The sequence below is a fragment of the Massilia sp. BHUDP2 genome (assembly GCF_046236355.1).
Lineage (GTDB): Bacteria > Pseudomonadota > Gammaproteobacteria > Burkholderiales > Burkholderiaceae_D > Telluria > Telluria varians.
In genome coordinates this window covers 814,455-838,776 of record NZ_JBJUVW010000003.1, presented here as the reverse complement: position 1 = coordinate 838,776, position 24,322 = coordinate 814,455, and the positions used below count along the sequence as shown (strand labels likewise).

Genomic DNA, 24,322 nt, shown 5'->3' with positions numbered 1-24,322 from the left:
TGTCGTTAAAAAAAGCGGCATCGTACACTGCCCGGGGTGAAGCGGGCCACTAGCGCCTGCGCTTGCCCCCGCTAGAACCGCCGCGCTGCCGCGCCGCCGTGTTCTGCTGCTGCAGCATCGAATCGACCCGTTCGGATGCCTCGCGTGCCAGCTGCTGCGCCAGTTCGATGCTCGGGAAGTGTTCCGGCTCCCGGTAGCCCAGCCAGGCATAGGCGGAATACATGCGGCAGGTATCCTCGACCTCCTGCAGGTTCATGTAATACAGCTCCTGGGTAGGCGGCTGCAGCTTGCACACCTTCTTCTTGGCCAGCGACAGCGCCCAGTGCTCCCAGGCGCTCTGCAATACCGGCACCCGGCTCGAGATCGGCACCAGCGACAGCATGAACTTCTCGGCCACGGACAGCGGCAGCGTGTCGAGCCATTCGGCCCGCTCGTTCTGCTCCTCCGTGATGCGCGGATAGAAGAAACCGTCCGGCACGTCGATGTTGTGCACGAAGCGCTTCAAGAGCTTCACCAGCGAGGTCTCGCCCGTCACCGAGGAGATGCGGTGCAGCTGCTCGAGCGAAGGCGCGACCGCGAAGCCGGTTGCCGCCACCGGCGGAATCTTTTCCTTCATTAGCGCGCGCATCACCTCGTGGGTGTCGTCGTCGTAGCCCGCGACAAAACCCTCCTCGTGTACGCCGTAGCGCCCTGCCCGGCCGGCGATCTGCTTGGCCAGCGCCGCCGAGATCTCTTCTTCCTCATAGCCGTTGTACTTGACGGCGGTCGTCATCACGATGCGCGCGATCGGCATGTTCAGGCCCATCGCCAGCGCGTCGGTGCCGACCACGATGTCGGCCTGTCCTTCGCGGAAGCGCTCGGCCTGCGCGCGCCGCACTTCGGGCGACAGGTTGCCGTACACGGTGGCGACCGACAGTCCCTTCTCGGTGATCATGTCGCGCCACATCAGGACGTCGCGCCGCGAGAAGGCGATGACGGCGTCGCCGCGCCGCAGGTTGCCGAGCTTGCGCACCGGCGAAGGCTCCATCGCCAGCGGCGCCATGCGTTTCAGCACGTGGACTTCGAGCGGCACTTCCAGGCGTTCGGCCAGCGCCTCGATCGCGCGCCGCGCTTCCGGGGCGCCGACCAGGAACACGGTCGATGCCGGCGCGCCGCACACGGCCGCGGTCCAGGCGGCGCCGCGGTCGCGGTCGGCCAGCATCTGGATCTCGTCGATCACCGCCACTTCGACCTGCGTTTTCGTATCCAGCATCTCGACGGTGCTGGCGACGTGGGTCGCGTCTTCGGCGATGCGGCGCTCTTCGCCGGTGATCAGGCTGACCTTGATGGGCGCGCCGTGCGGACGGGCGTTCTGCAGGCGCTCGTAGTTCTCCAGCGCCAGCAGGCGCAAGGGAGCCAGGTAGACCCCGCTTGCGGCCTTGGCCAGCGCCTCCATCGCGCGGTGGGTCTTGCCCGAGTTGGTCGGTCCGAGCAGGGCGATGAACTTGCGCTGCATGCGGCTGGCCACCTCGAAGGATTCCGGGTACTCGGCCAAGTTGATGCTTTCCTTGGTGCGCGCGGCGTGGCGCTCTTCCTGCTCGCGCTCGATGGCATGGGTCAGGCGCTGCGAGATGCGCTGGAACACGTATTCGGCCGGCTCCGAGGTTTCCAGCTCGTCGAGCACGTGCAGGAACAGCATCGGGTCCCAGCCGAAGTCGTCGGCTTCTTCCGCGATGTCGCGCACGAAGGCCTCGGCTTCGGTCTGCAGCTCTTCGATGGCGTCGGGAGTGGCGCGTTCCTCGAGCAGGTCGCGGCGCGCCAGCACGTCCATCTTGCGCCACTTGCTCGGCTTGGCCAGCACGCCGCGCGAAGGCACCAGGCGGTAGGGCACGCGCAGGCCTTCGTAGCGCACTTCGCCCGAGAAGCGCAGGAAGACGCGGCCTTCCATCTTGACCAGTTCGATGCCGCGCTCGGCGAAGTCGAGCTCGCGTTCGAGGAAGGCGTCGTCGTGTTCGGTGTCATCTAGTGGAGGGTGGGATTGATTCATGGTTGCTTGCGTGATGTCTGGTTGACATCACTATAGCGCAGCGCGCGAACACGCACGGCTCCGGTTCCCCTGCGCAAGCCAGCATCCTGTCAGGCCTCGCGCTTTTCCAGCTCAAATCCTTCGTCCAGCCAGCCGGTAATACCGCCGATCATCAGCTTGACCGGCCGACCCAGCCTGGCCAGGCGCTCGGCACCACGGTGCGCGCCGTTACAGTGCGCGCCGGCGCAGTAGACCACGAACAGCGTGTCCATCGGATACTCGCGCAGCTTGATCTCGACGATCTTCCCATGCGGCAGGTTGAGTGCTGCGGGGACGTGTCCTTGTGCGTACAGTTCCGGGCTGCGGGTGTCGAGCAGGACGAAATCCTGCTGGCCGGCGGCGATGGCGCCGTGGACGTCGGCACAGTCGGTCTCGAAAGCGAAGGCCGCGCTGAAGTGGGCAAGGGCCCGGTCGCTCGCTGCGGCGGGTACGGCGGAAACGGCTGACGTCATGTGAACCTCCTTGTTGAAGAGTCCACAGTGTGGCAGCCGGGGCCAACCCCCCCTAGTAGCCGGCCTGACAGAAACTGGTAACATCGCGCCATGCCGCACCATGTCGCCATCCTCGCCTACGACGGCCTGTGCACCTTCGAATTCGGCTGCGCCGTCGAACTGTTCGCCCTCGAGCGGCCCGAACTCGGCGTTCCCTGGTACACCCATGCGGTGTGTGCGGACGAACCCGGCCCCCTGCGCGCCCTGGGCGGCCTGAGCGTCCAGGTGGCGCACGGCCTGGAGGCATTCGAAGCGGCGGACACCATCGTCATCCCCGGCTGGCGCGATGCCGCCGAGGCGCCCTCCCCTGCCCTGCTCGACGCCTTGCGGCGCGCCCGCGCACGCGGCGTACGCCTCTGCACTATTTGCTCGGGCAGCTTCGTGCTGGCCCACGCGGGCCTGCTGGACGGGAAGAAGGCGACCACGCACTGGCGCTACCTGGACCGGCTCGCGCAGGATTTCCCTGAAGTGAAGGTACAGCAGGGCGTGCTGTACGTGGAGGACGATGGCATCGTCACCTCGGCCGGTTCGGCGGCGGGCCTGGACATGCTGCTCCACCTGGTACGCAGCGACCATGGGGTCGAACTCGCGGGCCGGGTCGCCCAGCGCCTGGTCATTCCCGCCCACCGCGACGGCGACCAGGCGCAGTTGGTGGCGCGTCCCCTGCCCTCGCCCGGGGAGAACGGCATCGCCCAGCTGATGGATTGGGTGCGCGAGAACCTGCGCGCGCCGCACACGGTGGACTCGATGGCCGTGCAGGCGCGGCTCGGCACCCGCACCTTCCAGCGCCGTTTCAAGGACCGTACCGGACTCACGCCGCTGGCCTGGCTGGTGCGCGAACGTGTCACGCTGGCGGCGCAGGTGCTGGAAACGCGGCCGGGATTGGCGATCGAGGCAGTGGCCGACCTGGCTGGCCTGGGCTCCGCCGAATCGCTGCGCCACCACTTCCGCAAGCACGGCCTGCCGCCGCCCGGCCGCTACCGCAGCGCAGCCTCCCGCCTGGCCGGATAGTAGGGACTTTCCGGCGGCCCCAGATAGCTCGGCTGCAGCCCGCCCGCGTCGATCACCAGGCGCTGCAGCACCAGTCCCGGATCCAGGGCCCAGAACTTGACCGTGTGGCGCCCGGGGCGGTCCACGCGGTGGGTGGTGACGAACTTCGCCACACCATCGGACACGAGCTGGTTCCAGTACTGTTCGGATTCGTCGGCGTGCACGTTGACTTCCTGCAGCGGACCGTCGTCGATCGACACGGCGAAGCGGAAGCCCTTCCCTGGCTGGAACTTGAGCGTCGGTCCCAGGGTCGCATGCAGCTTCAGTTCGCCGGCCTTGAACAGGTGCACGTCGTACTCCAGCCGCATGCCGTCTTCCACCCTCAGCGCCGGCGCGGCGGCCGGCATCGTGGTCATGCCCGACAGGGTATGGCCGTAGCCGGGAATCCTGAGCCACCGGCGCCCTTGCGGCGCATGCTGGCGGCTGAAGTGCTCGGCCTCGATGGCGACCACGCCGCGGCTCTCCACGTGCCCCTGCGCGGACTGCGGACTCAAGCCTTCCGGCTTGTGCACCGGGACCTTGACGATGAGCTTCGCTCCTTCCGGCCCGCTCACCGTCAGCTCGGCCTCCATGCTGCCGGCCGGGACGGCGTTCCAGTCCACGTCCACCAGGATGCGCTGTTCCTTGTCGACCCGCCCTGCCGCATGGCTGAGCCGGACCCACGGATGGCTCGCCTTGAGCGCGTAGTCGAAGGGTTCCCTGCTGCGGTTGAACAGTTCAATGTAACGCGGCTGCCTGTCGAACACGTCCAGCGCCGGCACGCTCATGTGCTGCAGCCCGTAGGCCGGCCACACCGCCTGGCTGCCCTGCACCACCACGCCCATCTGGTCGGCCGCGCGGATGCCGCCCGGCGCGCTCGGTTCCGGCAGGCGCAGCCGCGATACCGCCGGCATGACGTCACGATAGGGCTGGGCCCAGTTGGTGTAGCCGAAGCGGTTCTGCGACATCATGTGCTTCCACTTGCCACGATTAGCGCCGTGGTACTGGCGGGTCAGTTCGGCGTCGCGGTCGAACAGGCGCTGCACGCGCGCGGCCAGGTCGTTGGTGGTGGCGCGTCCCTGGCGCGCGTACAGGGCGTTCCTGCCGCTTGACACCCACATGTCGAGCGCATTGGCGGATGCGCGCACCGGATACTCGACCAGCTGGAAATACGCGTCCTGCATCGTCTTCGGCAGGGCCTGGCCGACCTGGCGGGCTTCGTCGACCAGGGCCTTGTAGTCGTTCACCACCCGCTCCGCTTCGTCGTAGGCGCTCAAGCTGTAGGTGGTCGGTTCCAGCTGTTCCGGACGCCGGCGCGCGTTGTAGCGGGTGTAGCGCTCGACGATCGAGGCGATGCGACCGGCGTGCCGGGCGCCGAACTCGCGCGCGGCCCAGGCCTCCAGATAGGCCGGCAGTTTCTCGGCGGGCCAGGCTTGCGGATTCCAGGCATAGGCGAGGAAGAACTCGGTCGGCACTTCCATCGGCTTGAGGTCGCCCACGTTGACGATCCAGAGCCGGTTCGCACCGTACTCGTTGGCCAGGTTCATCTGCTCCCAGACCTTGGCGATCTGGGTCACGTTCAGCCATTTGTAGGAGCGCGGGCCGCCCACGTAATCGAAGTGGTAGTAGACCCCGGCGCCGCCGCTGCGCTTGCGTTCGTCAAGCGTGGGCAGGCGGCGGATGTTGCCCCAGTTGTCGTCGCACCAGAGCAGCAGCATGTCGTCCGGCACCTGCATGCCCTTCTCGTAGTATTCCTGGACTTCCTTGTACAGCGCCCACAACTGCGGGACGGTGGCCGGATCGCGGTTCAGTTCCTGCCTGATGATCGAACGCTGGTCGCGCACGATGCGCTCCAGCAGGTCGACGTTGGCGCTTTCCGACATCGGCTCGTCGCCGTCGCCGCGCATCGCCATCGTGATCACCTTTTCGTAGTCGCGCGTGTTGCGCAGGCCCTGGGCCCAGAACGCGCGCAGGGTGTCGGCATTGCGGCTGTAATCCCACGGGCCCTTGCCGTGGCGGAGCCACTCCTGGTGGGCGCGCATCATCGGCTCGTGGTGCGAGGTGCCCATCACGATGCCCATGGTGTCGGCCAGTTCGCCGTTGCCTTTGTCATCATCGTAGAAGGCCGAACCCCACATGGCGGGCCACAGGTAGTTGGCGCGCATGCGCAGCATCAGCTCGAACAGCTGCTCGTAGAACTTGCGGTTGTAGCCGCCGAAGCGCTGCCTGGCCCAATTGGTAAGCGCCGGCGCTTCGTCGTTCAGGAAGATGCCGCGGTACTGGACCGCCGGCTTGTCCATCAGGCGGGTGTCCAGCGGGACGCTGAGCGCCGCGTGGCGAGACACCGGCACGTCGGCCCACCAGTGCCAGGGCGAGACGCCGATCTGCTCGGACAGCGCGTAGATGCCGTAGATACTGCCACGCTTGTCGCTGCCGGCGATGACCAGGGCGCGCTTCACGCCGGGCAGCGGGTCCGTCACCGCCTGGATCAGAAAACCCTCCCATTGGCCGGCGAGCGTGCGCGTATCGATCCTGCCCTGCCTGGCCAGTTCATCGATAAGGGGGTGGCGGCCTAGCGTGCCGACGATGATGACGTCGCTCCCGGCTGCGCTGGTCTGCCATTGTGGCGTCTTGCCGGTGACCCGCTGAATGTCGCGCTGCAGGTCGCGCGCCGCGCGCAGCACGCCGGGGAAGTCGTCCTTGCCGACCACGATCGGGGCGGCGCGGCCCTTGCCCACGAGCTGGACGCCATCCTTGCCCTGCACGTCGACGAAGCGCGGGGTACCGAGCGCATGAACCTCGGCCGGCAGCGACAGGCACAGGCCGAGCGCCAGGCAGCACAGCAGCCGCTGCATGATGCGTGTTCCGATCCCGCTGCCGGGCCTCGCTGGTGCTGCCATGTCGCCTCCGATTGTTATAGCCAACAATAAATGTTAGCGCAATCATCAGAGTCTATTATTGTCCGGGCAAGGAGTCAAACGAAAGACTGGTTAACGAAAAAGGCCGGCGCCGCATGCGCGGGCCGGCCCTTGTGACAGGTCCGCAGGTGCTTACGCTGCGACGCCCGCCTCGTGCGCCTGCTGGTCGGCGTGGTAGGACGAACGCACCATCGCGCCCACGGCGGCGTGCACGAAGCCCATCTCGTAGGCCTTCTCTTCGAACATCTTGAAGGTATCCGGGTGCACGTAGCGGCGCACCGGCAGGTGCGAGTTCGACGGCGCCAGGTACTGGCCGATGGTCAGCATGTCGATATCGTGCTCGCGCATGTCGCGCATCACTTCCAGGATTTCCTCGTCGGTCTCGCCCAGGCCGACCATCAGGCCGGACTTGGTGACCGCGGTCGGGTACATCTTCTTGAAGTCGCGCAGCAGCACCAGCGAGTGCTTGTAGTCGGCGCCCGGACGCGCTTCCTTGTACAGGCGCGGCACGGTTTCCAGGTTGTGGTTCATCACGTCCGGCAGGCCGTCGGCGAAGATGTTCAGGGCCTTTTCCAGGCGGCCGCGGAAGTCCGGCACCAGCACTTCGATCTTGGTGTTCGGCGACAGCGCGCGGGTCTTGGTGATGCACTCGACGAAGTGGCCGGCGCCGCCGTCACGCAGGTCGTCGCGGTCCACCGAGGTGATCACGACGTAGGACAGGCGCAGGTCGGCGATGGTCTTGGCCAGGTTGCCCGGCTCGTTCACGTCCAGCGGATCCGGACGGCCGTGGCCGACGTCGCAGAACGGGCAGCGGCGGGTGCACTTGTCGCCCATGATCATGAAGGTCGCGGTGCCCTTGCCGAAGCATTCGCCGATGTTCGGGCAGCTCGCCTCTTCGCACACGGTCACCAGATTGTTGGCGCGCAGGATGTCCTTGATCTCGTAGAAGCGCGACGAGGCGGTCGCGGCCTTCACGCGGATCCAGTCCGGCTTCTTGAGGCGCTCGGTGTCGGCGATCGGAACGATCTTGATCGGGATGCGCGAGGTCTTGCTGGCGCCCTTCTGCTTTTCGGTGGCGTCGTAGGCTTGGGCAGTACCGGTGTTGGTGTCGGTGGTCATTGGCTTGAGCCCGGAAGGGGCTTCCATTCAGAGGTTGTTCGTTGCCGGCACGGTTGCTTCAACCGTCCCGGTTGGCGCACGCAGCTGATATATCAGCTGCTGCGCCAGCGCCTGCTGGACATCCGCCAGCGGGACTTCCACGCCCATGGTGCGCATGTCGACCGTGGCCAGCCCGGAGTATCCGCACGGGTTGATCCACGTGAACGGGGCCAGGTCCATCGCCACGTTCAGCGACACGCCATGGTAGGTGCAGCCGTTGCCGCGCACCTTGAGGCCGAGGGCGGCGATCTTCGCGCCCTTGCGTGGCCCTTGCGAGATATAGATGCCGGGCGCCCCGGCAACGCGTTCGCCCGCGAGATTATACGCCGCCAGCACCTCAATGACCGCCTGTTCGATTTTTGCCACAAACTGGCGGGCGTACAGCTTGCCGCCCGGCTTGTTGCGGCGCAGGTCCATCAGCAGGTAGATCACGACCTGGCCGGGACCGTGGTAGGTGACCTCGCCGCCGCGGTCGGTCTGGACCACGGGGATGTCGTGGGGCGCCAGCACGTGGGCGCGGTCGGCGCCCAGGCCCAGCGTGTACACAGGGGGATGCTCGACGATCCACAGCTCGTCCTGCGTGTCGGGCGTACGCGCGTCGGTAAAGGCGCGCATCGCGGCGAAGGTCGGTTCGTAGTCGGCGCGGCCGAGCTCACGGATCAGCGGCGTGGCGGGACGGGTAGCGGACATGTGGGTATAGGGCGGGAATATGGACAGCCCTGTCATTATAAGCCAGCGCGATGCATCGTGCCCGCCGGCCGTCCATCCCTTTGACCCCTTACAGCACCATCTTGACCATGTGGTGCGAGGACAGGGCGCGGTAGACGTCGTCCAGCATCTCGCGGCTGGTGGCGCGCACGGTCACGGTCAGGCCGGTGTAGTTGCCCTTGGAAGATGGACGGCTTTGCATCTTGCCGGCATGGAAAGTCGGATCCAGTTGCGTAATCACTTCGACAATTGTCGAAGCGAAATCGACATGCGTCGCGCCCATCACCTTGATCGGGAAGTCGCTCGGATATTCGATGAGGGATTCTTTCTGGTCCATGGTATTTGTCCTGTGCAAAGCGGCATTGTAGCCAATCCCATATGGTGCTGCAGGGGCGAAAAAAAAGGCCGGCGCTGTGGCCGGCCTGAACTATTCTTTTTGGAATGGGAAGAATAGCGGGACATGGGGTCGCTCGGAGCAGCGCTGCTGCCTGCGAGCGAGTGATGCGACTGTATTCCTCCGCCGTCCAGATCGCGAGCGCCATGTGACGAACGGCAGCCTGGCGTGACGGGCGGCGCAAACGGCGGCATGGACGGCGCCGCCGCCGCCTTCACATCAGCGCTCCCTTTCGTTGGGCCGCCCGTGGTCCAGGGCTTCGGAGCGGCGTTCGAGCCTGGCGCGCGCCGGCGGCGGCGCGGGCGGGGCTGCCACCGGCGCAGGCGGCGGCGCCATCACGCGTGGCGGCGGGGGCGCGACCGCCTGTGGCGGCGGCATGCTCGGCGCGGCCGGCTGCGGCATCGCCGCCACCGGCTGCGGACGCTCGCGGCGGCCCTCGAATCGCTCGCCCCGGTCGCCACGTTCGCCACGGTCCCAGCGCTCGGCACGCTCGGGACGTTCGCGGCGCTCGTCCTCGCGTCCGCGTCCCCACTGCGGACGGGCGGGCTCCTGCACCACTGCCGGCGCCGGCGGCGGGGCAGTGGTGATCGCGCCCGGCTGGAACGGCTGCTGGCCCGGCGTCGCCGCCACCGGTGGACGGGGCGCCGGATTGGTCGTCAGCACCGGCGGACGCTGGCCGCGTTCGGCGCGGTCGCGGCCCCAGCCGTCGCGGTCGACGCGGTTCGGGATGCCGTCGCCATCCCGATCGCGGTCGACACGGTTGCGGATGCCGTCGCCGTCACGGTCGGCGCGGTCGCGGATGCCGCCCGGCCGGGTATCGACCCGGTTCGGAATGCCGTCCCCATCGCGGTCACGGTCGATGCGGTCGGGGATGCCGTCGCGGTCGCTGTCGCGGCGGGCCGCGCGGTCGCGCCAAGCCAGCGGCGCCGACGGCGCGGTGCCCGGAGCGCTCGGGATGACGCCCGGCAGGGTGGCGCGCGGCACGTCCGGCACCACGACCTGGCCGCGCTGGCCGAAGTTCGCATGCGGGACCACGGTCAGGCCGCGCTGGCGGTAGTCGGGCACGCCGTCGCGATTCCGGTCGCGGTCGCGGCGGTCGCCGTCCTTGCGGTCGCGCCAGCCCCAGGAGTTCAGGCGGCGCAGGCGCTCGTCCGACAGGCGGTAGTGCGGCACGTAGTGGTCGCGCGGGCCGAGCGGGTACCAGCCGGTGGCCGGACGCGAACCGTGCTGGTGGAAGCTCGCGCTCCAGCCGCTGCCGCCGACCCAGCCGACCAGCGCCGGCGCCCAGATCGGACGGCGGCCGTAGTGTTCCTTGCGGCCCGGGGCCCAGGCCCAGCGGTTCTTCACGTGCACCCAGCGGCCGTAGTGGAAGGGCGCATAGCCCCAGGGCGCATTGTCGACCCAGGTCCAGCCCCAGGGGGCGATCCAGGTCCAGCGGCCGTCGCGGTAGGGCACCCAGCTCGAGGTGACCGACGGGATCCACAGCGGGCCGTACTCGATGTCGTCCTGCCAGATGCCGTGGCGGTCCAGCTCTTCGTAGCCGGTCATTTCGGTGGTGACGTACTGCGCCGAACGCGCACCGTCGAGCTCCCGGTCGCGCCCCAATGCCCAGTCGTCGAAAGCGTCGCGTTGCGCCTGCAATGTGCGCACGTCGTCGTCGCGCAGCTCGGCGCTGCGGCCGGCGCGGATGGTCAGGCTGGCGCCGCCGCCATCGACCTGGGCCTCGCCGTCGAACACGCTGACCACGCTGGTATCGCGCACGCGCTCGGCGTCCACGCGCAGGCGGCCGGGTTTGAGCATGCGCACGCGGCCCTGGGGCGTGCTCAGTTCGAATTCCGGCAGCACGTCCTCGCTCAGGATGCGGATGCTGGCGCTGCCGTAGTGCAGGCGCAGGCGCAGGCTGTCGTCGTCCAGTTCGCTCACTTCGAGCGAGCTGTCGCCGTCGATGCGGATCGCGGTCGAGCCGATCCGCACTTCGGTGCGTCCGTTCGGTTCGGTAGTGATCAGGTTGCGGCTGGTGACCGGCCAGTTGACCAGGGCGGCGGTGGCGGACTCGCCCACATCGCCGCTGATGCTGACCTTGCCCTGGGCCAGCGAAACGCGGCCGACGCGGCCCGGCGGCTCGGTCTCCAGCGTGCCCTGCGCCAGGGCGGCAGTGGATAAAGCCGTGAGCGCGAGCATCACGGCGGTACGGGCGAATCGCTTGTTCATGGGAGCTCCGCTAGGTGGACGAAGGACGGCTACCTGATTACAACGCACAAAAGCGTGCGGGGAATACGCAACTTACAGAAAGTTTCAACTGCTGAGTGACAGATACACAAGCAGCGGCAGCGGTGCCTCGTCCCCTTAGGCGCGGCGGCCCGGTTCAACGAGGAATAACAGCGTGCCCATCACCACCAGCACGGCGCCGAAGATGCGGTTCTGCAGCTTCACGGCGCGCACGTCGCGCAGGAAGCGCTGCATCATGGATGCCATGCCGGCATAGCCGTGCATGACGATCGAATCGATGGTCACCATGGTCACCCCGAGGATGGCCAGTTGCGGCAGCAGCGGCGCTTTCTGGTTGATGAACTGGGGCAGCACCGCGACCATGAAAATGATGCCCTTGGGGTTGGTGGCATTGGTGAGGAAGCCGGTCATCACGCGCTTGCCGAAGCCCGGATGGGCGGGCAGGCCGGCGCTGCTCACCGCGCCGGCATCGGCGGCCGGGGCCGCCGGTGCGCGCCACTGCGCGATGCCCAGGTAGATCAGGTACAGCGCGCCGACGATCTTCACCGCGGTAAACGCCACCGAAGACGCCAGCAGCAGCGAACCCACGCCGGCGCCGGCGATCACCAGCACCAGGATCAGGCCGAGCTGCAGGCCCAGCACGGTAGCGCTGGCTTTCTTCAGGCCATACGCGAGGCCGTGCGACATCGACAGCACCGCGCCGGAACCGGGCGAAATGGCGATCAGGGAACCGGCGATGACGAAGGCGATCCAGGTAGCGAAGCTCATGCTGCTAGGGGAAAAGGAAGGGAAAGGGGGAGGAGGGTAATGCAAAACGGGCCAGCGCGCGCGTCCGGATCAACCGGAGCGCGGCGCAAGGCCAGGGTACTGCTTACTTCTTCTTTGGGTTGACAGCTGCTTTCAGCGTCGCACCGGCAGCGAAGCGCGGGGTCTTCGATGCTGCGATCTTGATGACATCGCCGGTTGCCGGGTTGCGGCCCTTGCGCGCAGCGCGCTTGGTGACCGAGAAGGTGCCGAAGCCGGTGATGCCGACCGTGTCACCCTTCTTCAGGCGCTCGGTGATGATCTCGATGATCGTGTTGACGGCGGTGTTGGCAGCCGCGCCGGACATCTCGGTGCGCTTCGCGAATTCCGCGATCAGTTCGCCTTTTTTCATAAGTCCCTCCGGGGTTAAAAGAGCGGGAAGATTAGCACAAAAGAATTGCTCTATGTAATCCCGTCCGGAGGCGAAGCGACGCGCAGCCTCAGGCCAGGCTGTTTTCCACGCTCGGCGCCGCCAGGCGGTGGCGCAGGGCGGCGTTGATCAGGGTCTGGTAACCGGTGCCGCAGCGTTCCGACAGGTTGCGGAATTCGTTCAGGACTTCGTCGTCGAGGTAGATCGTGATGCGGGTCTTGCGTTTCGGCGGACGAGCACGGCGCACTGGTGCCGCGATCTGTGCTGCTTGCAGGGTCGATTCGGTATTCATGGCATCTCCTTCGGTGGCGAGGCTGCAGTACCGCAGCCAACAGATTGCACTATACGTACGCGATTTTCCGGATGCCCGGCAAAAGCGACGAGATGCAGATTTACGCGACTGAAATGCATAAAGCCGCGCTGAACCGTGTGACCAGCTTTACGGGCTCAGGTAAGATGTGGCGAACTTGACATGATTGGAGCATGAACAATGGCTGCAGGCAGTTTGCTGGCATTACTGGACGATATCGCGACGATCCTCGACGACGTTGCGGCGATGAGCAAGGTGGCGGCGAAGAAGACCGCCGGCGTGCTCGGCGACGACCTGGCGCTCAATGCGCAGCAGGTCACCGGCGTCAACGCCGAGCGCGAATTGCCGGTGGTGTGGGCCGTGGCCAAGGGCTCGTTCAAGAACAAGGCGATCCTGGTGCCGGCGGCGCTGGCGATCTCGGCCTTCGTGCCCTGGCTGATCACCCCGCTCTTGGTGATCGGCGGCGCCTTCCTGTGCTACGAAGGTTTCGAGAAGCTGGCGCACAAGTTCCTGCACAGTAAGGAAGAAGACGATCAGCGTCGTGCCGAGCTTGCCGCTGCCGTGGCCAACCCGGCGGTGGACATGTGTGCGATGGAAAAGGAGAAGATCAAGGGCGCGGTGCGCACCGACTTCATCCTGTCGGCGGAGATCATCGTGATTGCCCTCGGCACCGTGGAAAACGCGCCGTTCAGCCAGCAGGTGCTGGTGCTGACCACGATTGCGCTGGCGATGACGGCCGGCGTGTACGGCCTGGTGGCCGCCATCGTCAAGATGGACGACGCCGGCCTGTCCCTGAGCCAGAAGGCCAGCGGCCTGGCGCGCGGTACCGGCAGGCTGCTGCTGGCCGCCGCGCCGAAGCTGATGAAATTCCTGTCGATCGCCGGCACCGCGGCCATGTTCATGGTCGGCGGCGGCATCATCGCCCACGCCTGGGAGCCGCTGCACCACTTCGCCGAAGGCGCGGCGCAGGTGACGGCCGGCGTGCCGGGCGTCGGCGGCGTGCTGGCGGCGATCACCCCGACCATCGTCGATGCACTGGCCGGCGTCGTGCTCGGCGCCCTCGTGCTGATGGTCGTGACCCTCGTGCAGCGCATGCGCGGCAAGAAAGCCGCCCACTGATCAAACAGGGCGGGACCAGATCCCGCCCGTCCTTCCTCCTCCCATGGCCGCCCCGGCCAGTCACCCTGCATACAAAACGCCAGGCCGCACTGCGGCCTGGCGCTTCCCCGCGTCAAAACGCACTCACGGTGCATGATATTTACAAAACATGCTGCGTAAATAGACAACTATTTGACAAATTGCCAGCATGGATACTCCGCCAATAAATCATTCGCGGTAGCAATATGTTGACCGCGACTGATAAAACAATGTTTATAACAACCAGGAGCATCTATGCGTTTCTCATCCGGGCGCTGTCAGCTTAGCGCCGCCGCAATTGCAGTTGGCATGTTGATTTCCTCTGTCGCCATCGCGCAGAGTTCCGAAGGCTCGATTTATGGCCGCGGCAAGCCCGGTGACAAGATCACGATTACCAGCATCGAGAATGGCGCGACGCGCCAGATCACCGTCGATGCGAACGGCACCTATACCGCTGCCAAGCTCCAGCCGGGCTCGTACCGCGTCGAAGGCGGCGGCATCACCCGCGACGTGAACGTGTCGATCGGTTCCGGTACCGCGGTCGACCTGGGAGGCGACACCGTGGCACGCGTGGTCGTGCAGGGTAGCCGCAGCCTGATCGACACCTCGACCGCGGAAACCAGCACCGTCTTCACCGCCGACCAGATCGCTGCGCTGCCGGTGGCGCGCGACATCAACGCGATCGCGATCCTGGCCCCGGGCGTGGTCCGGGGTGACCCGGACCTGGGCGGCGGCAGCCTGCCGTCCTTCGCCGGCGCATCGGTTGCCGAAAACGGCTACTACATCAACGGCTTCGACGTCACCAATATCCGTAACTTCCTCTCGTATTCCAACCTGCCGTTCGAAGCCATCGGCGCGCAGCAGGTCAAGAGCGGTGGCTACGGCGCCGAGTACGGCCGTTCCCTGGGCGGCGTGATCAGCATCGTCACCAAGCGCGGCACCAACACCTGGAAGGGCGGCGCTTCGGTCTATTTCTCGCCGGAGTCGCTGCAGGCCAGCGGCCAGAACCTGCTCGATCTCGATCCCGACAACGCCAAGTACAAGGTCTTCCGCAAGTACAACAAGCAGACGGACCTGAATGCCAACGTCTATGCGGGCGGCCCGATCATCAAGGACAAGCTGTTCGTCTTCGGCGTGCTCGAAGGGCGCCGCGATACCACCGACACCTTCCTGCAGAACCGCAGCACCGAGACCAAGTCGACCCAGCCGAACGGCATGATCAAGGTCGACTTCACGCCGAACGAGACGCACCGCCTCGAGTTCACCGGCATCAGCAACAAGAGCAAGACCGACTACATCGACTATGTCCATGCCGAAGGCCAGGAATGGGCCACCAGCCACGTCGGCACGCCAGGCACCGGTACGATCGAATCGGGCGGCCACACCCTGATCGGCAAGTACACCGGCTACCTGACCGACAACTTCACGCTGTCGGCCCTGGTGGGCGCCGTCGACGACAAGCAGCCGAGGACCACCGGCTACCGCGTGGCGGCCCTGGACTGCCCGACCGTGTACGACGTCGACGTCAACAAGCTCGGCTGCTGGAACGAACCCTTCCTGCTGAGCGCCCGTGACCCGAACGCGCCCAAGTTCGACGAAGACAAGCGCCGTGCCTTCCGCATCGACGCCGACTGGACCATCGGTTCGCACTCGCTGCGCGGCGGTATCGACTCGCAGAAATTCACATCCAGCCAGGCCGGCGACGCCTTCTCGGGCGGCATCTACTGGCGTTACCTGCGCAGCACCACCGGCGCCGTCAACGGCGTGGCCAATGCGGTGGCGCCGGGCTCGCTCTACGTGCGCGGCCGCACCGTCACCAGTACCACGGGCGAATTCGAAGTCCAGAACGATGCCTACTACATCGAGGACAACTGGAAAGTTACGGACAACCTCCTGCTGTACGGCGGCATGCGCTGGGAATCCTTCGATAACATGAACGGCGAGGGCGTCAGCTTCGTCGAGGCCAAGAACCTGAAGGCGCCGCGCCTGGGCTTCTCGTGGGACGTCAAGGGTGACGCCACCACCAAGCTGTACGGCACCCTGGGCCGCTACTTCATCCCGGTCGCGTCCAACACCAACATCCGCGCCACCCGCGGTGAATATTCGGTCGACCGCTTCTACCGCTACACCGGCATGGACCCGGTCACCGCCGCCCCGCTTGGCCTGACCGAAGTCGGTACCCCGCTGGTCAATGGCGACGGCAAGCTGCCGAATCCGGCCACCGTGGCCGACATGAACCTCAAGCCGATGTCGCAGGACGAGCTGATCCTGGGCTTCCAGCAAGCGGTGATGAAGGGGTGGAACTTCGGTGCGCGCGCCGTCTTCCGCAAGGTCAACAACGGCATGGACGATTACTGTTCTCACTCGGCATTCCAGCGATGGGCTGAAGACAATGGTCACCCGAACTTCGATTCGGGCACCATGGCGCAGTGCATGATGGTCAATCCGGGCGAGGACGTCACGCTGCAGGTCGATCTCGACAACAACGGCAAGCTGGTGCCGGTTACCTTCCCGGCTGCCTACATCGGCCTGGAAAAGTACACCCGCAAGTACGCGGCGCTGGAGTTCTCGCTGGACCGCCCGTTCGACGGCAAGTGGAGCCTGAACGCTTCGTACACCCTGTCGAAATCGAAAGGTTCGGCGGAAGGCTATGTGAACTCGGTCATCAACCAGGAAGACGCAGGCGTGTCGCAGGACTTCGACTTCCCGTCGTTGACCCATGGTTCGGAAGGCTACCTGTCGAATGACCGCCGCCACGTGCTGAAAGCCTTCGGCAACTACATGCTCAACGAGCGGATGCGCCTGGGCTTCAACGCCACCGTCGCTTCCGGCCGTCCGATCAGCTGCATCGGCTACGTGCCCTACGACGCGTTCGACTACGACGACGCCTCGGGCTATAACGTCGCGTCCTCGTACTACTGCCTGAATGCGCAGGGCAAGAGCGAGCTGCACAACCGCGGTACCTTCGGCCGCACGCCCTGGAGCTCGTCGCTGGACATGTCCTTCGCCTACCTGCCGAAATTCGGTACGCACAAGCTGACCCTGCAGGTCGACGTGTTCAACGTCTTCAACTCGCAGAAAGTGACCGAGGTCGACGAGCAACGCGACTACAGCCGTGCCACTACCAGCGACGTGGAGGGCCGCCTGAACCTGAACTGGCGCCGTCCGACCTCGTACCAGACGCCGCGCGGCGTGCGCTTCACGGCACGTTACGAATTCTGATGCTTTCCAATCAGTGATTCGAGGCCGCCTTCGGGCGGCCTTTTTTATTTCCGCGTCAGGCCGATATCGGCCTACTGCCAAGGCGCAGCGACGCGCGTGCATCGCGCACGCCCCAGGCAAACGCCCCCAGGGCCATCGCGCTCAGCAACCAGCTGGCCCAGCCATGGCTCACCGGCGCCAGCCCGGTGGGCAGTGCCTGCCAGGCCAGCAGCGCCTGCCCGGTGAGCGTGTACATGATGCCGAGGTTCATGAACAGGAACAGGTGCAGGAAGCGCTCGCTGGCCGGCAGCTGGCGCACCTCCCCTTCCACCACCACGTCGCGCGCCGTGACCAGCAGCTCGCCGGCGAACAGCGCCGCGATCCACCAGACGAAGGCCCCGTGCCACTCGCACCAGGCGAGCGAGGCGAACAGCGCCGCGAACAGGAATTCGCGCGCGCTGTGCAGGCGTTCTTCGGACACGCACTCGGGCCGCGAGGGCAGTTTCGCCAGCCATTCGTGGTTGATCGCCACGTCGAGGAAGCCGATGACCCCGTGCACTATTAACGCATAGACATAGGGCGGCACGTTTTCTCTGCCTGCTCTAGACTACTTGCGACGCATTAGCGCGGCGCCCGCCGCCAGGCCCAGCGCAAAGCCGGCATACACGACGGCCAGCGAAGGCTTGGACAGGTGCTTTTCGTAGCCGGGATGGAAGCGCTTGGGCGTCAAGTTGTAGTCGGCGAAGTAGGCGAAGGCCGAGGTGGCCGCCGCCGCCGTCAGCATGCCGACCGGCGTATTGCGGTCGAGATACTTGCCGGCGAAGCGCTCGAACAGGATCGACCAGAAGGTGGCGCTGGCATGGTGGATCAGGTAGCCCGGCACGGTGTAGCGCATGGACGGGCCGCTGTGGCGCGCCGCCTTGTCGCCGTAGAGCCAGTGGCTGACCGCATTGGTGGGCGCGTAGGCGCTGCCGACTTCCTTCTTGCCGAGGGCCGCCAGCGCCACCGTCGACAGGATGCTGGAGGTGGCGCCACCGACGAGGCCGCGCTGTAGTGCCGAGTTCCAGGCTTGCGTTTGCATAGGGTCCTCTTGATCGGGTTACAGTTGAATTGCGTGAAAGGAAGCATGGATGCGGATCTTGCTGACGGGAGCCAGCGGTTTCATCGGACAACACCTGCTGCAGGCATTGCTGGCCGAAGGCCACCACGTCGTCTGCGCGGTGCGCCGGCCCAGGAGCAGTACGGAACCACGCCTCGCCTACATCCATGCGGACTTCGTCCAAGATACCGATAAATCCGTCTGGCTGGCGCGCTTGAATCAACTGGGCGGCATCGACGTGGTGATCAACACGGTCGGCATCTTCCGCGAAACCGGCAGCCAGACCTTCGAGCGCCTGCACACCGAAGCGCCGCGCGCCCTGTTCGCCGCCTGCGCCGAATCGCACGAGGTGCAGATGGTGATCCAGCTCTCGGCCCTGGGCGCCGACCGTGCCGCCGACACCCGCTACCACCTGTCCAAGAAGGCGGCGGACGACTACCTGGCCTCGCTTTCCGTACGCGCCTACATCGTCCAGCCCTCGCTGGTATACGGCAGCGAGGGGACCAGCGCCAGGGTGTTCCGCACCCTGGCCAGCATGCCGCTCACGCTGCGCTTCGGCAGCGCGCCCCAGCTGGTGCAGCCGATCCACATCGACGACCTGGTGGCGGCCGTCACCGGGCTGCTCAAGCACCGCCTGCCGCTGCCGCCCGCTAACGGCACGGCCCTGCGCGTGCCCCTGGTCGGCCCCCAGGCGATGCCCTTCACCGACTATCTGCAGGCACTGCGCACAAGCATGGGAATGGGGCGCCAGCCGGTACTGCCGCTGCCCGGCGCGCTGGCGCGCCTGATGGCGAAGTTCGGCCGCGTGCTGCCGGGCGGACTGCTCGACGAGGAGGCGCTGCGCATGCTGGACCGCGGCAATGCCGGCGACGTGTCGATGACGACCCAGCTGCTCGGCCATCCGCCGCGCCCGGTACAGGACTTCATCCGCCATCCCGGCGCCGAGCGCACCCAGGCCAAGCTGGGCTGGCTGCTGCCGGTCCTGCGCCTCTCGATCGTGGCGGTGTGGATCATCACCGCGATCGTCTCCTACGGCCTGTACCCGGTCGAGGCCAGCTACGACCTGCTGGCCCGCACCGGCATTCCGCCGGACCTGCAGCCCCTGATGCTGTACGGCGCCGCCACCTTCGACCTGGCGCTGGGCCTGGGCATCCTGTTGCTGGCGCGGCGCCGCTGGCTGTGGCTGGCGCAGCTCGGCCTGATCGGCTTCTACACCGTCGTCATCGCCATCAAGCTGCCGGAATTCCTGCTGCATCCCTACGGCCCGCTCACCAAGAACCTGCCCATGCTGGCAGCCATCTGGCTGCTCTACGAACTGGAGGAAAGATAAATGGACTACGTCGTCGTCAAGTGGCTGCACATCCTGTCGTCCACCTTCCTGTTCGGCACCGGCATCGGCTCGGCCTGGTACATGCTGTTCGCCAACGTCAGCCGCGACGTGCGCGCGATCGCCGTGGTGGCGAAGTACGTGGTGGTGGCCGACTGGCTGTTCACGGCGACCACCGCGATCGCGCAGCCGCTCACCGGCTTCTACCTGATCCACTTGGCGGGCTACCCGCTGCACAGCAAGTGGATCATGTGGTCGATCACGCTGTACGTGCTGGCCGGCGCCTGCTGGCTGCCGGTGGTGTGGCTGCAGATCCGCATGCGCGACATCGCCCAGGAAGCGGCGCGCACGGGCACCGAACTCACGCCGCAGTACTGGCGCTACTTCCGCATCTGGGTCACGCTCGGCGTGCCGGCCTTCATCGCCTTCGTGGTGATCTTCTGGCTGATGGTGGCCAAGCCGATGTGACCTCTTTCATCCTCAGGAGACCCTCATGAAGGCATACCAGATTCTTCCCGGCGCGAATATCGACGGGCTGCAGTGCATCGACTACCCCGACCGCAACCTCGGCCACGGCGAAGTGCGCATCCGCGTGCATGCGGTGTCGCTGAACTACCGCGACCTGATGGTCGCCAGCGGCAACTACCTCGTCACCGTGGACGATCCGATCATCCCCTGCTCGGACGGCGCCGGCGAAGTGCTGGAAATCGGGCCGGGCGTCACGCGGGTGCAGGTCGGCGACCGCGTGGCGGGCTCCTTCTTCCCCTACTGGCAGGACGGCATGACCTCGGCCGACAAGATCCGCCACGCCCTGGGCGGCGACATCGACGGCATGCTGGCCGAGGAAGTGGTACTGCACGAGGACGCGCTGGCGAAGATCCCGGCCTCGCTGAGCTTCGTCGAGGCTTCCACCATGCCCTGCGCCGGCGTCACTGCGTGGAATGCGATCTTCGTGTCCAGCAACGGGCTCAAGCCGGGCGACACCGTGCTGCTGCTCGGGACCGGCGGCGTCTCGGTGCTGGGCATGCAGCTGGCCAAGGCCGCCGGCCTGCGCACCATCATCACCTCCTCGAGCGACGAGAAGCTGCAGCGCGCCCGCCACCTCGGGGCGCACCACACGATCAACTACCAGGAAATCCCCGAATGGCACGAGGAAGTGCTGGCCATGACGCAGGGCAGGGGCGCGAACGTGGTGCTGGAAGTCGGCGGCAAGGGCACGGTCAACCGCTCGGTGTCGGCGGCGGCGATGGGCGGGACGGTGGCGATCATCGGCGGCGTCAGCGGCTTCGGCGGCGAGGTGAACCCGGCTTCGCTGCTGGCCACCGCCAAGCGCATGGTCGGCATCTTCGTGGGCAGCCGCGCGATGCTGGAAGACGTGATGCGCTTCGCCGACGTCACCGGCCTGAAGCCGGTGATCGACCGCGTGTTCCCGTTCGCGCGGGCCCAGGAGGCCTACCGCTACATGGAATCAGGTTCGCACTTCGGGAAGGTGGTCATCGACGTCACCAGCCAGGACCACTGAGCTAGCGCTTCTGCGGCACCAGTTCGATCTCGTACAGCCTGGGCCACAGCTTGCCGGTGACGAACAGGCGCTTGCCCTTGCTGTCCCAGGCGATGCCGTTCAGGACCGCGTCCGGATCGAGGGTGCCGCGCTGCGCCGGGGGCAGCAGGCCTTCGAGGTTGATCACGCCTTTCACCTTGCCGCTGTCCGGATCGATACGCAGGATCAGGTCGGTGCCCCAGACGTTCGAGAACAGCTCGCCCTCGACCATCTCGAGCTCATTCAGCTGGGCGATCGGCTGGCCCTGGTGCGTCACCTGGACGCGCCGCACTTCCTTCATGGTCTTCGGTTCCAGGACCCGGATGAAGGAGCTGCCGTCGCTCATGTACACCGCTTTCGCGTCGCTAGCCAGGCCCCAGCCTTCGCCGACATACTTGAAGGTCTGCTTCAGCTTGAAGGTCTTCATGTCGAACACGTAGCCGACCTGCGAGGTCCAGGTGAGGGCAAGGATGCTGTTCCCGACCGGGGTCGAGCCTTCGCCGAAGACTTCCGCCGGCATGTCGGCCTTTTGCAGCACCTTGCCGCTCTTGAGGTCGACCTTGCGCAGCGAGGAGCTGCCGTTGCGGCCCGTCGTCTCGTACAGGTGGCCGTCGCGGAAGAACAGGCCCTGGGTGAAGGCCTTCGGGTCGTGCGGATAGGTGTTCTTGACGACGAAGCCGTAGACCGGGACGGCTGCCTGGGCCGGGACGGCAATGGCGGCGGCGATGGCGAAGGTGGCGAGTGGTTTCAGCATGATGCTGAGAACTGTAGCACGACCGTAGGGTGGGCGGGTTTCCCGCCCACCCTACTAAAACAAGGACAGGTTCGGCGACGGCTCGGGCGTTTTCTTGACCGTCTGCGGCGCCGCCCAGGTCTTCATCCCTGCCGCCGGATAGTGGCGGAGAAAACTGCGCGCCGTCTCCACGTCGCGGCAGGCCAGCCAGTCCTCGAGTTCTTCCGGCCTGACCACCACCAGCGAGCGCTTCTCGTCGCCGGGCTTGTGCATGCGCGACATCAAGGGGTGATCGTCGGCGTTGATCGTGATCTGCGTGAACGAGGACTCGACCCGGCCGTCGGCCTCGGTCCACTCGCGCCACAGGCCGGCAACGAGGAAGGGGCTGTCGTCGTGCATGCCGATCGCATGGCGCAGCGCGCGGCCGCTTTCGTAGCAGGGCTCGTAGAACCAGGTCATCGGCACCGCGCACAGCTGCAGGCGGCGCCAGGCGGGGGCGAAGGAACGCCGCTCACCCAGCGATTCGGCGCGCGCGTTCATGGTGTCGAAGGGTTTCACGCCAGGCGGGATGTGACGGCGCGGCACCATGCCGTAGCTGGCCAGGCAGACTTCAGGGCTGCCGTCGCGGCCGCGACGCACGATCGGCGCGCTGTAGTCCTTCCAGACTTCGTCGGGCCAGCGCCAGTCGGCCGGCAGCTCGCTGAAGGCGCCGAGCGTGCCGAACTGTTCACGGGTGGGGGTATGGTAGTTGACGCACATGATCCGTCCAGCATAGTGCAAGCGCTAGAAATAGGCCAGCAGCCGTCCGCAGGCGATCACGCCGAACCACAGGCCCAGGGAGAGCAGGGCATGCAGCATGGCTCGGGGCGGCGCCCGCTCCGGCCAGGCATCGGCCCGGCGGTAAGGCCCGGCGTGGAAGGCGAGCGCATTCAGGCCGGCCAGCACCATCAGGCCGAGCTTGAGCAGGAACACGCGGTTGGCCAGAAGCGCCAGCGGATCGGCCACGAACAACAGCAGGCCGGTGGGAACCACCAGCAGCATGCTGCCGGCCGACCAGGGCAGCAGGTGGCGCGCCAGCGCCCTGACCGGCAGCTGGCGGCCGAAGCCGAGCACGCGCAGGTCGAACATCGCCACCGCGCCCACCAGCACCGTGAAACCGATGATGTGAAGCGTCTCGACGGCCGGGTAGAGCCAGGCGCCTTCGCGCAGGGCCTGCGCCAGCGGCAAGGACGCGGCGAAGCTCGCCGCGTCTTGCAGCATCAGCGCAGCTCCGTGGTCTTGTCCTTGATGGTGATGCGTTCGGCGCGCAGCTCGGTGGCATTGCTGCGGTGTGGATAACCAACAACCGTGGCCTGGCCGCCCACTGCCAGGTTTTCCTTCGGCAGGCCGCGGTTTTCCATGCGTCCCGGCGGCGCCAGCACCACCAGCCAGGTCTTGTCGGCGGTCTTGAGGCGCACGAAGCCGTGCGGCTGCATGTACCCGGACTCCTCGATGGTGCCGGACAGCGTCAGCGGCTTGTCGGCGTTGTATTCGCTCCAGCCATGGTGGGCGGAAGCGGTGGTGGCGACCAGTGCAGCGAGTAAAAACCAGCGTTTCATGGACAGTCTCCCGTCAAGGAAAAGGCAAATTATTGTACGCCCAAATCTTGTGCATTCAGCCTTCCAAGCACTTCCAGCCGCTCCGGTCCCGGCCGCGCCACCACGATCTCTCCCTGCGCCACATATTCGTTCACCAGGGCGCGGATGTTGACGTCGTGCGTGACCAGTACCAGGTTGGCCTTGTTTCCACGCCACGCAGCGGCCCGGTCCAGCACTTCGCGGGTCTTGGCGCGTGCCGCGGCCTCGCTGTCGCGGAACAGGGAATCGAGCATCGGCGCTTCTTCCACCCGGCCGAAGGCCAGGCGGGCGGTGTCGAGGCAGCGGCACCAGCGGCTCGACAGCACCGGCCCCAGCGGAATGCCGCGTTCACGGAAGGCGACACCGATCGCCCGTGCGTCGCGCCGGCCCTGGTCCGACAGGTTGCGCTGGGTGCTGCACACGGCCAGCCGGAAGCCGGGCGGATCGCCGATGCCGGGATGGGTGGCGGCATGGCGGATCAGCAGCACGTAGCCGCCTTCCTGCAGGCGCTGCCACAGGTCGCGCTCGGCCGCAGCCAGGCGGCCGCTGGCCAGCAGGGCAGATATTGCCAGGAAGCCTCGTCGCAGCATGCTTGTCCCCTCGGATCGGCTGTGGGCATTATCCTGCCCCGGCACCTGGACGAGCGCACGGCTGCGGGATAAGCTGACGAACATGCCGAATCAGCGACGGGCCGGACCGGCCGACCTCCATGCCCTGTGGGAACTGCGCACCCGCGCGATCCGCGCCACCTGCGCGGACCATTATCCGGGCGACATCATCGAGGCCTGGTGCGCCGCGCCCCCGCCGCCCAAGCTGCAAGCCCTGCTGGAAGCCGGTGGGGCACTGCTGGAAGAAGAAGATGGGCAGGTCCTGGGTTACGCCATCCTCAACCTGGAAACGAGCGAACTCGATGCTGCCTTCGTCGACCCGGCGCAGCAGGGGCGCGGCATCGCCAGGCGCCTGCTGGCGGCACTCGACGCGATGGCATTGGCGCACGGCTTGCGCCGGCTGTTCCTGTCGTCCTCGCTGAATGCGGTGCCGGTCTACGAGCGTGCCGGCTACGTGGCGCTGCGGCGCGAGATCTACCCGCACCGCAGCGGCATCCAGCTGGAATCGGTCTACATGGAAAAAACCTTGCCATGCGCCTCGCATGGACGCTAGCGGAGCGTCCCGCTACACTGGTTTCACGATAA

Annotated in this window: 24 protein-coding genes; 7 read left to right on the top strand and 17 right to left on the bottom strand. The window is 66.5% G+C overall.

Features of this window, described 5'->3' with window-relative positions:
• Positions 1–49: 49 nt before the first annotated feature.
• On the bottom strand, positions 50–2,026 hold the full coding sequence (locus ACK6C6_RS20540) for a helicase-related protein (protein WP_409269018.1): 1,977 nt from the start codon (positions 2,024–2,026) through the stop codon (positions 50–52).
• Positions 2,027–2,115: 89 nt separating this feature from the next.
• Positions 2,116–2,517: a rhodanese-like domain-containing protein gene (locus ACK6C6_RS20535; RefSeq protein WP_409269017.1), complete on the bottom strand. Its 402-nt coding sequence runs from the start codon at positions 2,515–2,517 to the stop codon at positions 2,116–2,118.
• Between the two features lie 90 nt (positions 2,518–2,607).
• On the opposite strand from ACK6C6_RS20535, the gene ftrA reads away from it, so the two are divergent.
• Positions 2,608–3,567 carry a transcriptional regulator FtrA gene (gene ftrA, locus ACK6C6_RS20530; RefSeq protein ID WP_409269016.1) on the top strand — a complete coding sequence of 320 codons (960 nt, stop codon included), beginning with the start codon at positions 2,608–2,610 and terminating at the stop codon, positions 3,565–3,567.
• On the opposite strand, the gene ACK6C6_RS20525 is transcribed toward ftrA, so the two are convergent.
• From ACK6C6_RS20525 to ACK6C6_RS20490, 8 genes are all read right to left on the bottom strand, one after another.
• Entirely contained in the window at positions 3,534–6,485 is a 2,952-nt protein-coding gene (locus ACK6C6_RS20525; protein ID WP_409269015.1) for a glycosyl hydrolase 115 family protein, read from the bottom strand. The genes ftrA and ACK6C6_RS20525 overlap by 34 nt on opposite strands.
• Positions 6,486–6,635: 150 nt before the next feature.
• Complete coding sequence (gene lipA / locus ACK6C6_RS20520; RefSeq protein ID WP_370661403.1) at positions 6,636–7,649, bottom strand: lipoyl synthase; 1,014 nt, start codon at positions 7,647–7,649, stop codon at positions 6,636–6,638.
• Entirely contained in the window at positions 7,650–8,351 is a 702-nt protein-coding gene (lipB, locus tag ACK6C6_RS20515) for a lipoyl(octanoyl) transferase LipB (RefSeq protein ID WP_409269013.1), read from the bottom strand. It abuts the gene before it with no gap.
• Between the two features lie 88 nt (positions 8,352–8,439).
• Positions 8,440–8,706, bottom strand: a complete 267-nt coding sequence (locus tag ACK6C6_RS20510; RefSeq protein WP_209589938.1) for a DUF493 family protein — start codon at positions 8,704–8,706, stop codon at positions 8,440–8,442.
• Between the two features lie 276 nt (positions 8,707–8,982).
• Positions 8,983–10,974 carry a DUF6600 domain-containing protein gene (locus tag ACK6C6_RS20505; protein WP_409269012.1) on the bottom strand — a complete coding sequence of 664 codons (1,992 nt, stop codon included), beginning with the start codon at positions 10,972–10,974 and terminating at the stop codon, positions 8,983–8,985.
• 135 nt (positions 10,975–11,109) lie between these two features.
• Positions 11,110–11,760, bottom strand: coding sequence for a LysE family transporter (locus ACK6C6_RS20500; protein ID WP_209589936.1), 651 nt, complete (start codon positions 11,758–11,760; stop codon positions 11,110–11,112).
• Between the two features lie 103 nt (positions 11,761–11,863).
• Positions 11,864–12,148, bottom strand: a complete 285-nt coding sequence (locus tag ACK6C6_RS20495; protein ID WP_027864703.1) for an HU family DNA-binding protein — start codon at positions 12,146–12,148, stop codon at positions 11,864–11,866.
• Positions 12,149–12,236: 88 nt separating this feature from the next.
• Positions 12,237–12,458, bottom strand: coding sequence for a BrnA antitoxin family protein (locus ACK6C6_RS20490; RefSeq protein ID WP_292044202.1), 222 nt, complete (start codon positions 12,456–12,458; stop codon positions 12,237–12,239).
• A 198-nt stretch (positions 12,459–12,656) separates the two neighbouring features.
• On the opposite strand from ACK6C6_RS20490, the gene ACK6C6_RS20485 reads away from it, so the two are divergent.
• Both ACK6C6_RS20485 and ACK6C6_RS20480 read left to right on the top strand, forming a co-directional pair.
• Complete coding sequence (locus ACK6C6_RS20485; RefSeq protein ID WP_409269011.1) at positions 12,657–13,595, top strand: DUF808 domain-containing protein; 939 nt, start codon at positions 12,657–12,659, stop codon at positions 13,593–13,595.
• 327 nt (positions 13,596–13,922) lie between these two features.
• Positions 13,923–16,835: a TonB-dependent receptor plug domain-containing protein gene (locus tag ACK6C6_RS20480; RefSeq protein WP_409269010.1), complete on the top strand. Its 2,913-nt coding sequence runs from the start codon at positions 13,923–13,925 to the stop codon at positions 16,833–16,835.
• Positions 16,836–16,890: 55 nt separating this feature from the next.
• Here the strand turns inward: ACK6C6_RS20480 and ACK6C6_RS20475 are convergent, their stop codons facing one another.
• Positions 16,891–17,373, bottom strand: a complete 483-nt coding sequence (locus ACK6C6_RS20475; protein WP_409269008.1) for a hypothetical protein — start codon at positions 17,371–17,373, stop codon at positions 16,891–16,893.
• 48 nt (positions 17,374–17,421) lie between these two features.
• On the bottom strand, positions 17,422–17,895 hold the full coding sequence (locus tag ACK6C6_RS20470) for a hypothetical protein (protein WP_409269007.1): 474 nt from the start codon (positions 17,893–17,895) through the stop codon (positions 17,422–17,424).
• 49 nt (positions 17,896–17,944) lie between these two features.
• Here ACK6C6_RS20470 and ACK6C6_RS20465 point away from each other — a divergent pair, with 49 nt between their 5' ends.
• Genes ACK6C6_RS20465 through ACK6C6_RS20455 form a run of 3 tightly spaced genes read left to right on the top strand, consistent with a single transcriptional unit; the run spans position 17,945 to position 20,762 of the window.
• Positions 17,945–19,243, top strand: a complete 1,299-nt coding sequence (locus ACK6C6_RS20465; protein ID WP_409269006.1) for an SDR family oxidoreductase — start codon at positions 17,945–17,947, stop codon at positions 19,241–19,243.
• Entirely contained in the window at positions 19,244–19,708 is a 465-nt protein-coding gene (locus ACK6C6_RS20460; RefSeq protein ID WP_036216897.1) for a DUF2269 domain-containing protein, read from the top strand.
• A gap of 25 nt (positions 19,709–19,733) precedes the next feature.
• Positions 19,734–20,762: a zinc-dependent alcohol dehydrogenase family protein gene (locus ACK6C6_RS20455; RefSeq protein WP_409269005.1), complete on the top strand. Its 1,029-nt coding sequence runs from the start codon at positions 19,734–19,736 to the stop codon at positions 20,760–20,762.
• Between the two features lies 1 nt (position 20,763).
• Here ACK6C6_RS20455 and ACK6C6_RS20450 read toward each other — a convergent pair whose 3' ends face one another.
• From ACK6C6_RS20450 to ACK6C6_RS20430, 5 genes are read right to left on the bottom strand one after another with little or no spacing between them, the layout of a single operon-like run.
• Positions 20,764–21,534: a glutaminyl-peptide cyclotransferase gene (locus tag ACK6C6_RS20450; RefSeq protein WP_409269003.1), complete on the bottom strand. Its 771-nt coding sequence runs from the start codon at positions 21,532–21,534 to the stop codon at positions 20,764–20,766.
• Between the two features lie 54 nt (positions 21,535–21,588).
• On the bottom strand, positions 21,589–22,272 hold the full coding sequence (locus ACK6C6_RS20445) for an SOS response-associated peptidase (protein WP_409269002.1): 684 nt from the start codon (positions 22,270–22,272) through the stop codon (positions 21,589–21,591).
• 24 nt (positions 22,273–22,296) lie between these two features.
• Positions 22,297–22,773 (bottom strand): hypothetical protein, encoded by a 477-nt coding sequence (locus tag ACK6C6_RS20440; protein ID WP_409269001.1) that lies wholly within the window; start codon positions 22,771–22,773, stop codon positions 22,297–22,299.
• On the bottom strand, positions 22,773–23,111 hold the full coding sequence (locus ACK6C6_RS20435) for a DUF6152 family protein (RefSeq protein WP_409269000.1): 339 nt from the start codon (positions 23,109–23,111) through the stop codon (positions 22,773–22,775). Before ACK6C6_RS20435 ends, ACK6C6_RS20440 begins: the two co-directional genes overlap by 1 nt.
• A gap of 29 nt (positions 23,112–23,140) precedes the next feature.
• A complete protein-coding gene (locus tag ACK6C6_RS20430) occupies positions 23,141–23,719 on the bottom strand; it encodes a histidine phosphatase family protein (protein WP_409268999.1) in 579 nt (192 codons plus the stop codon).
• A gap of 82 nt (positions 23,720–23,801) precedes the next feature.
• On the opposite strand from ACK6C6_RS20430, the gene ACK6C6_RS20425 reads away from it, so the two are divergent.
• Complete coding sequence (locus tag ACK6C6_RS20425) at positions 23,802–24,290, top strand: GNAT family N-acetyltransferase (RefSeq protein WP_409268998.1); 489 nt, start codon at positions 23,802–23,804, stop codon at positions 24,288–24,290.
• The last annotated feature ends 32 nt before the right edge of the window (positions 24,291–24,322 follow it).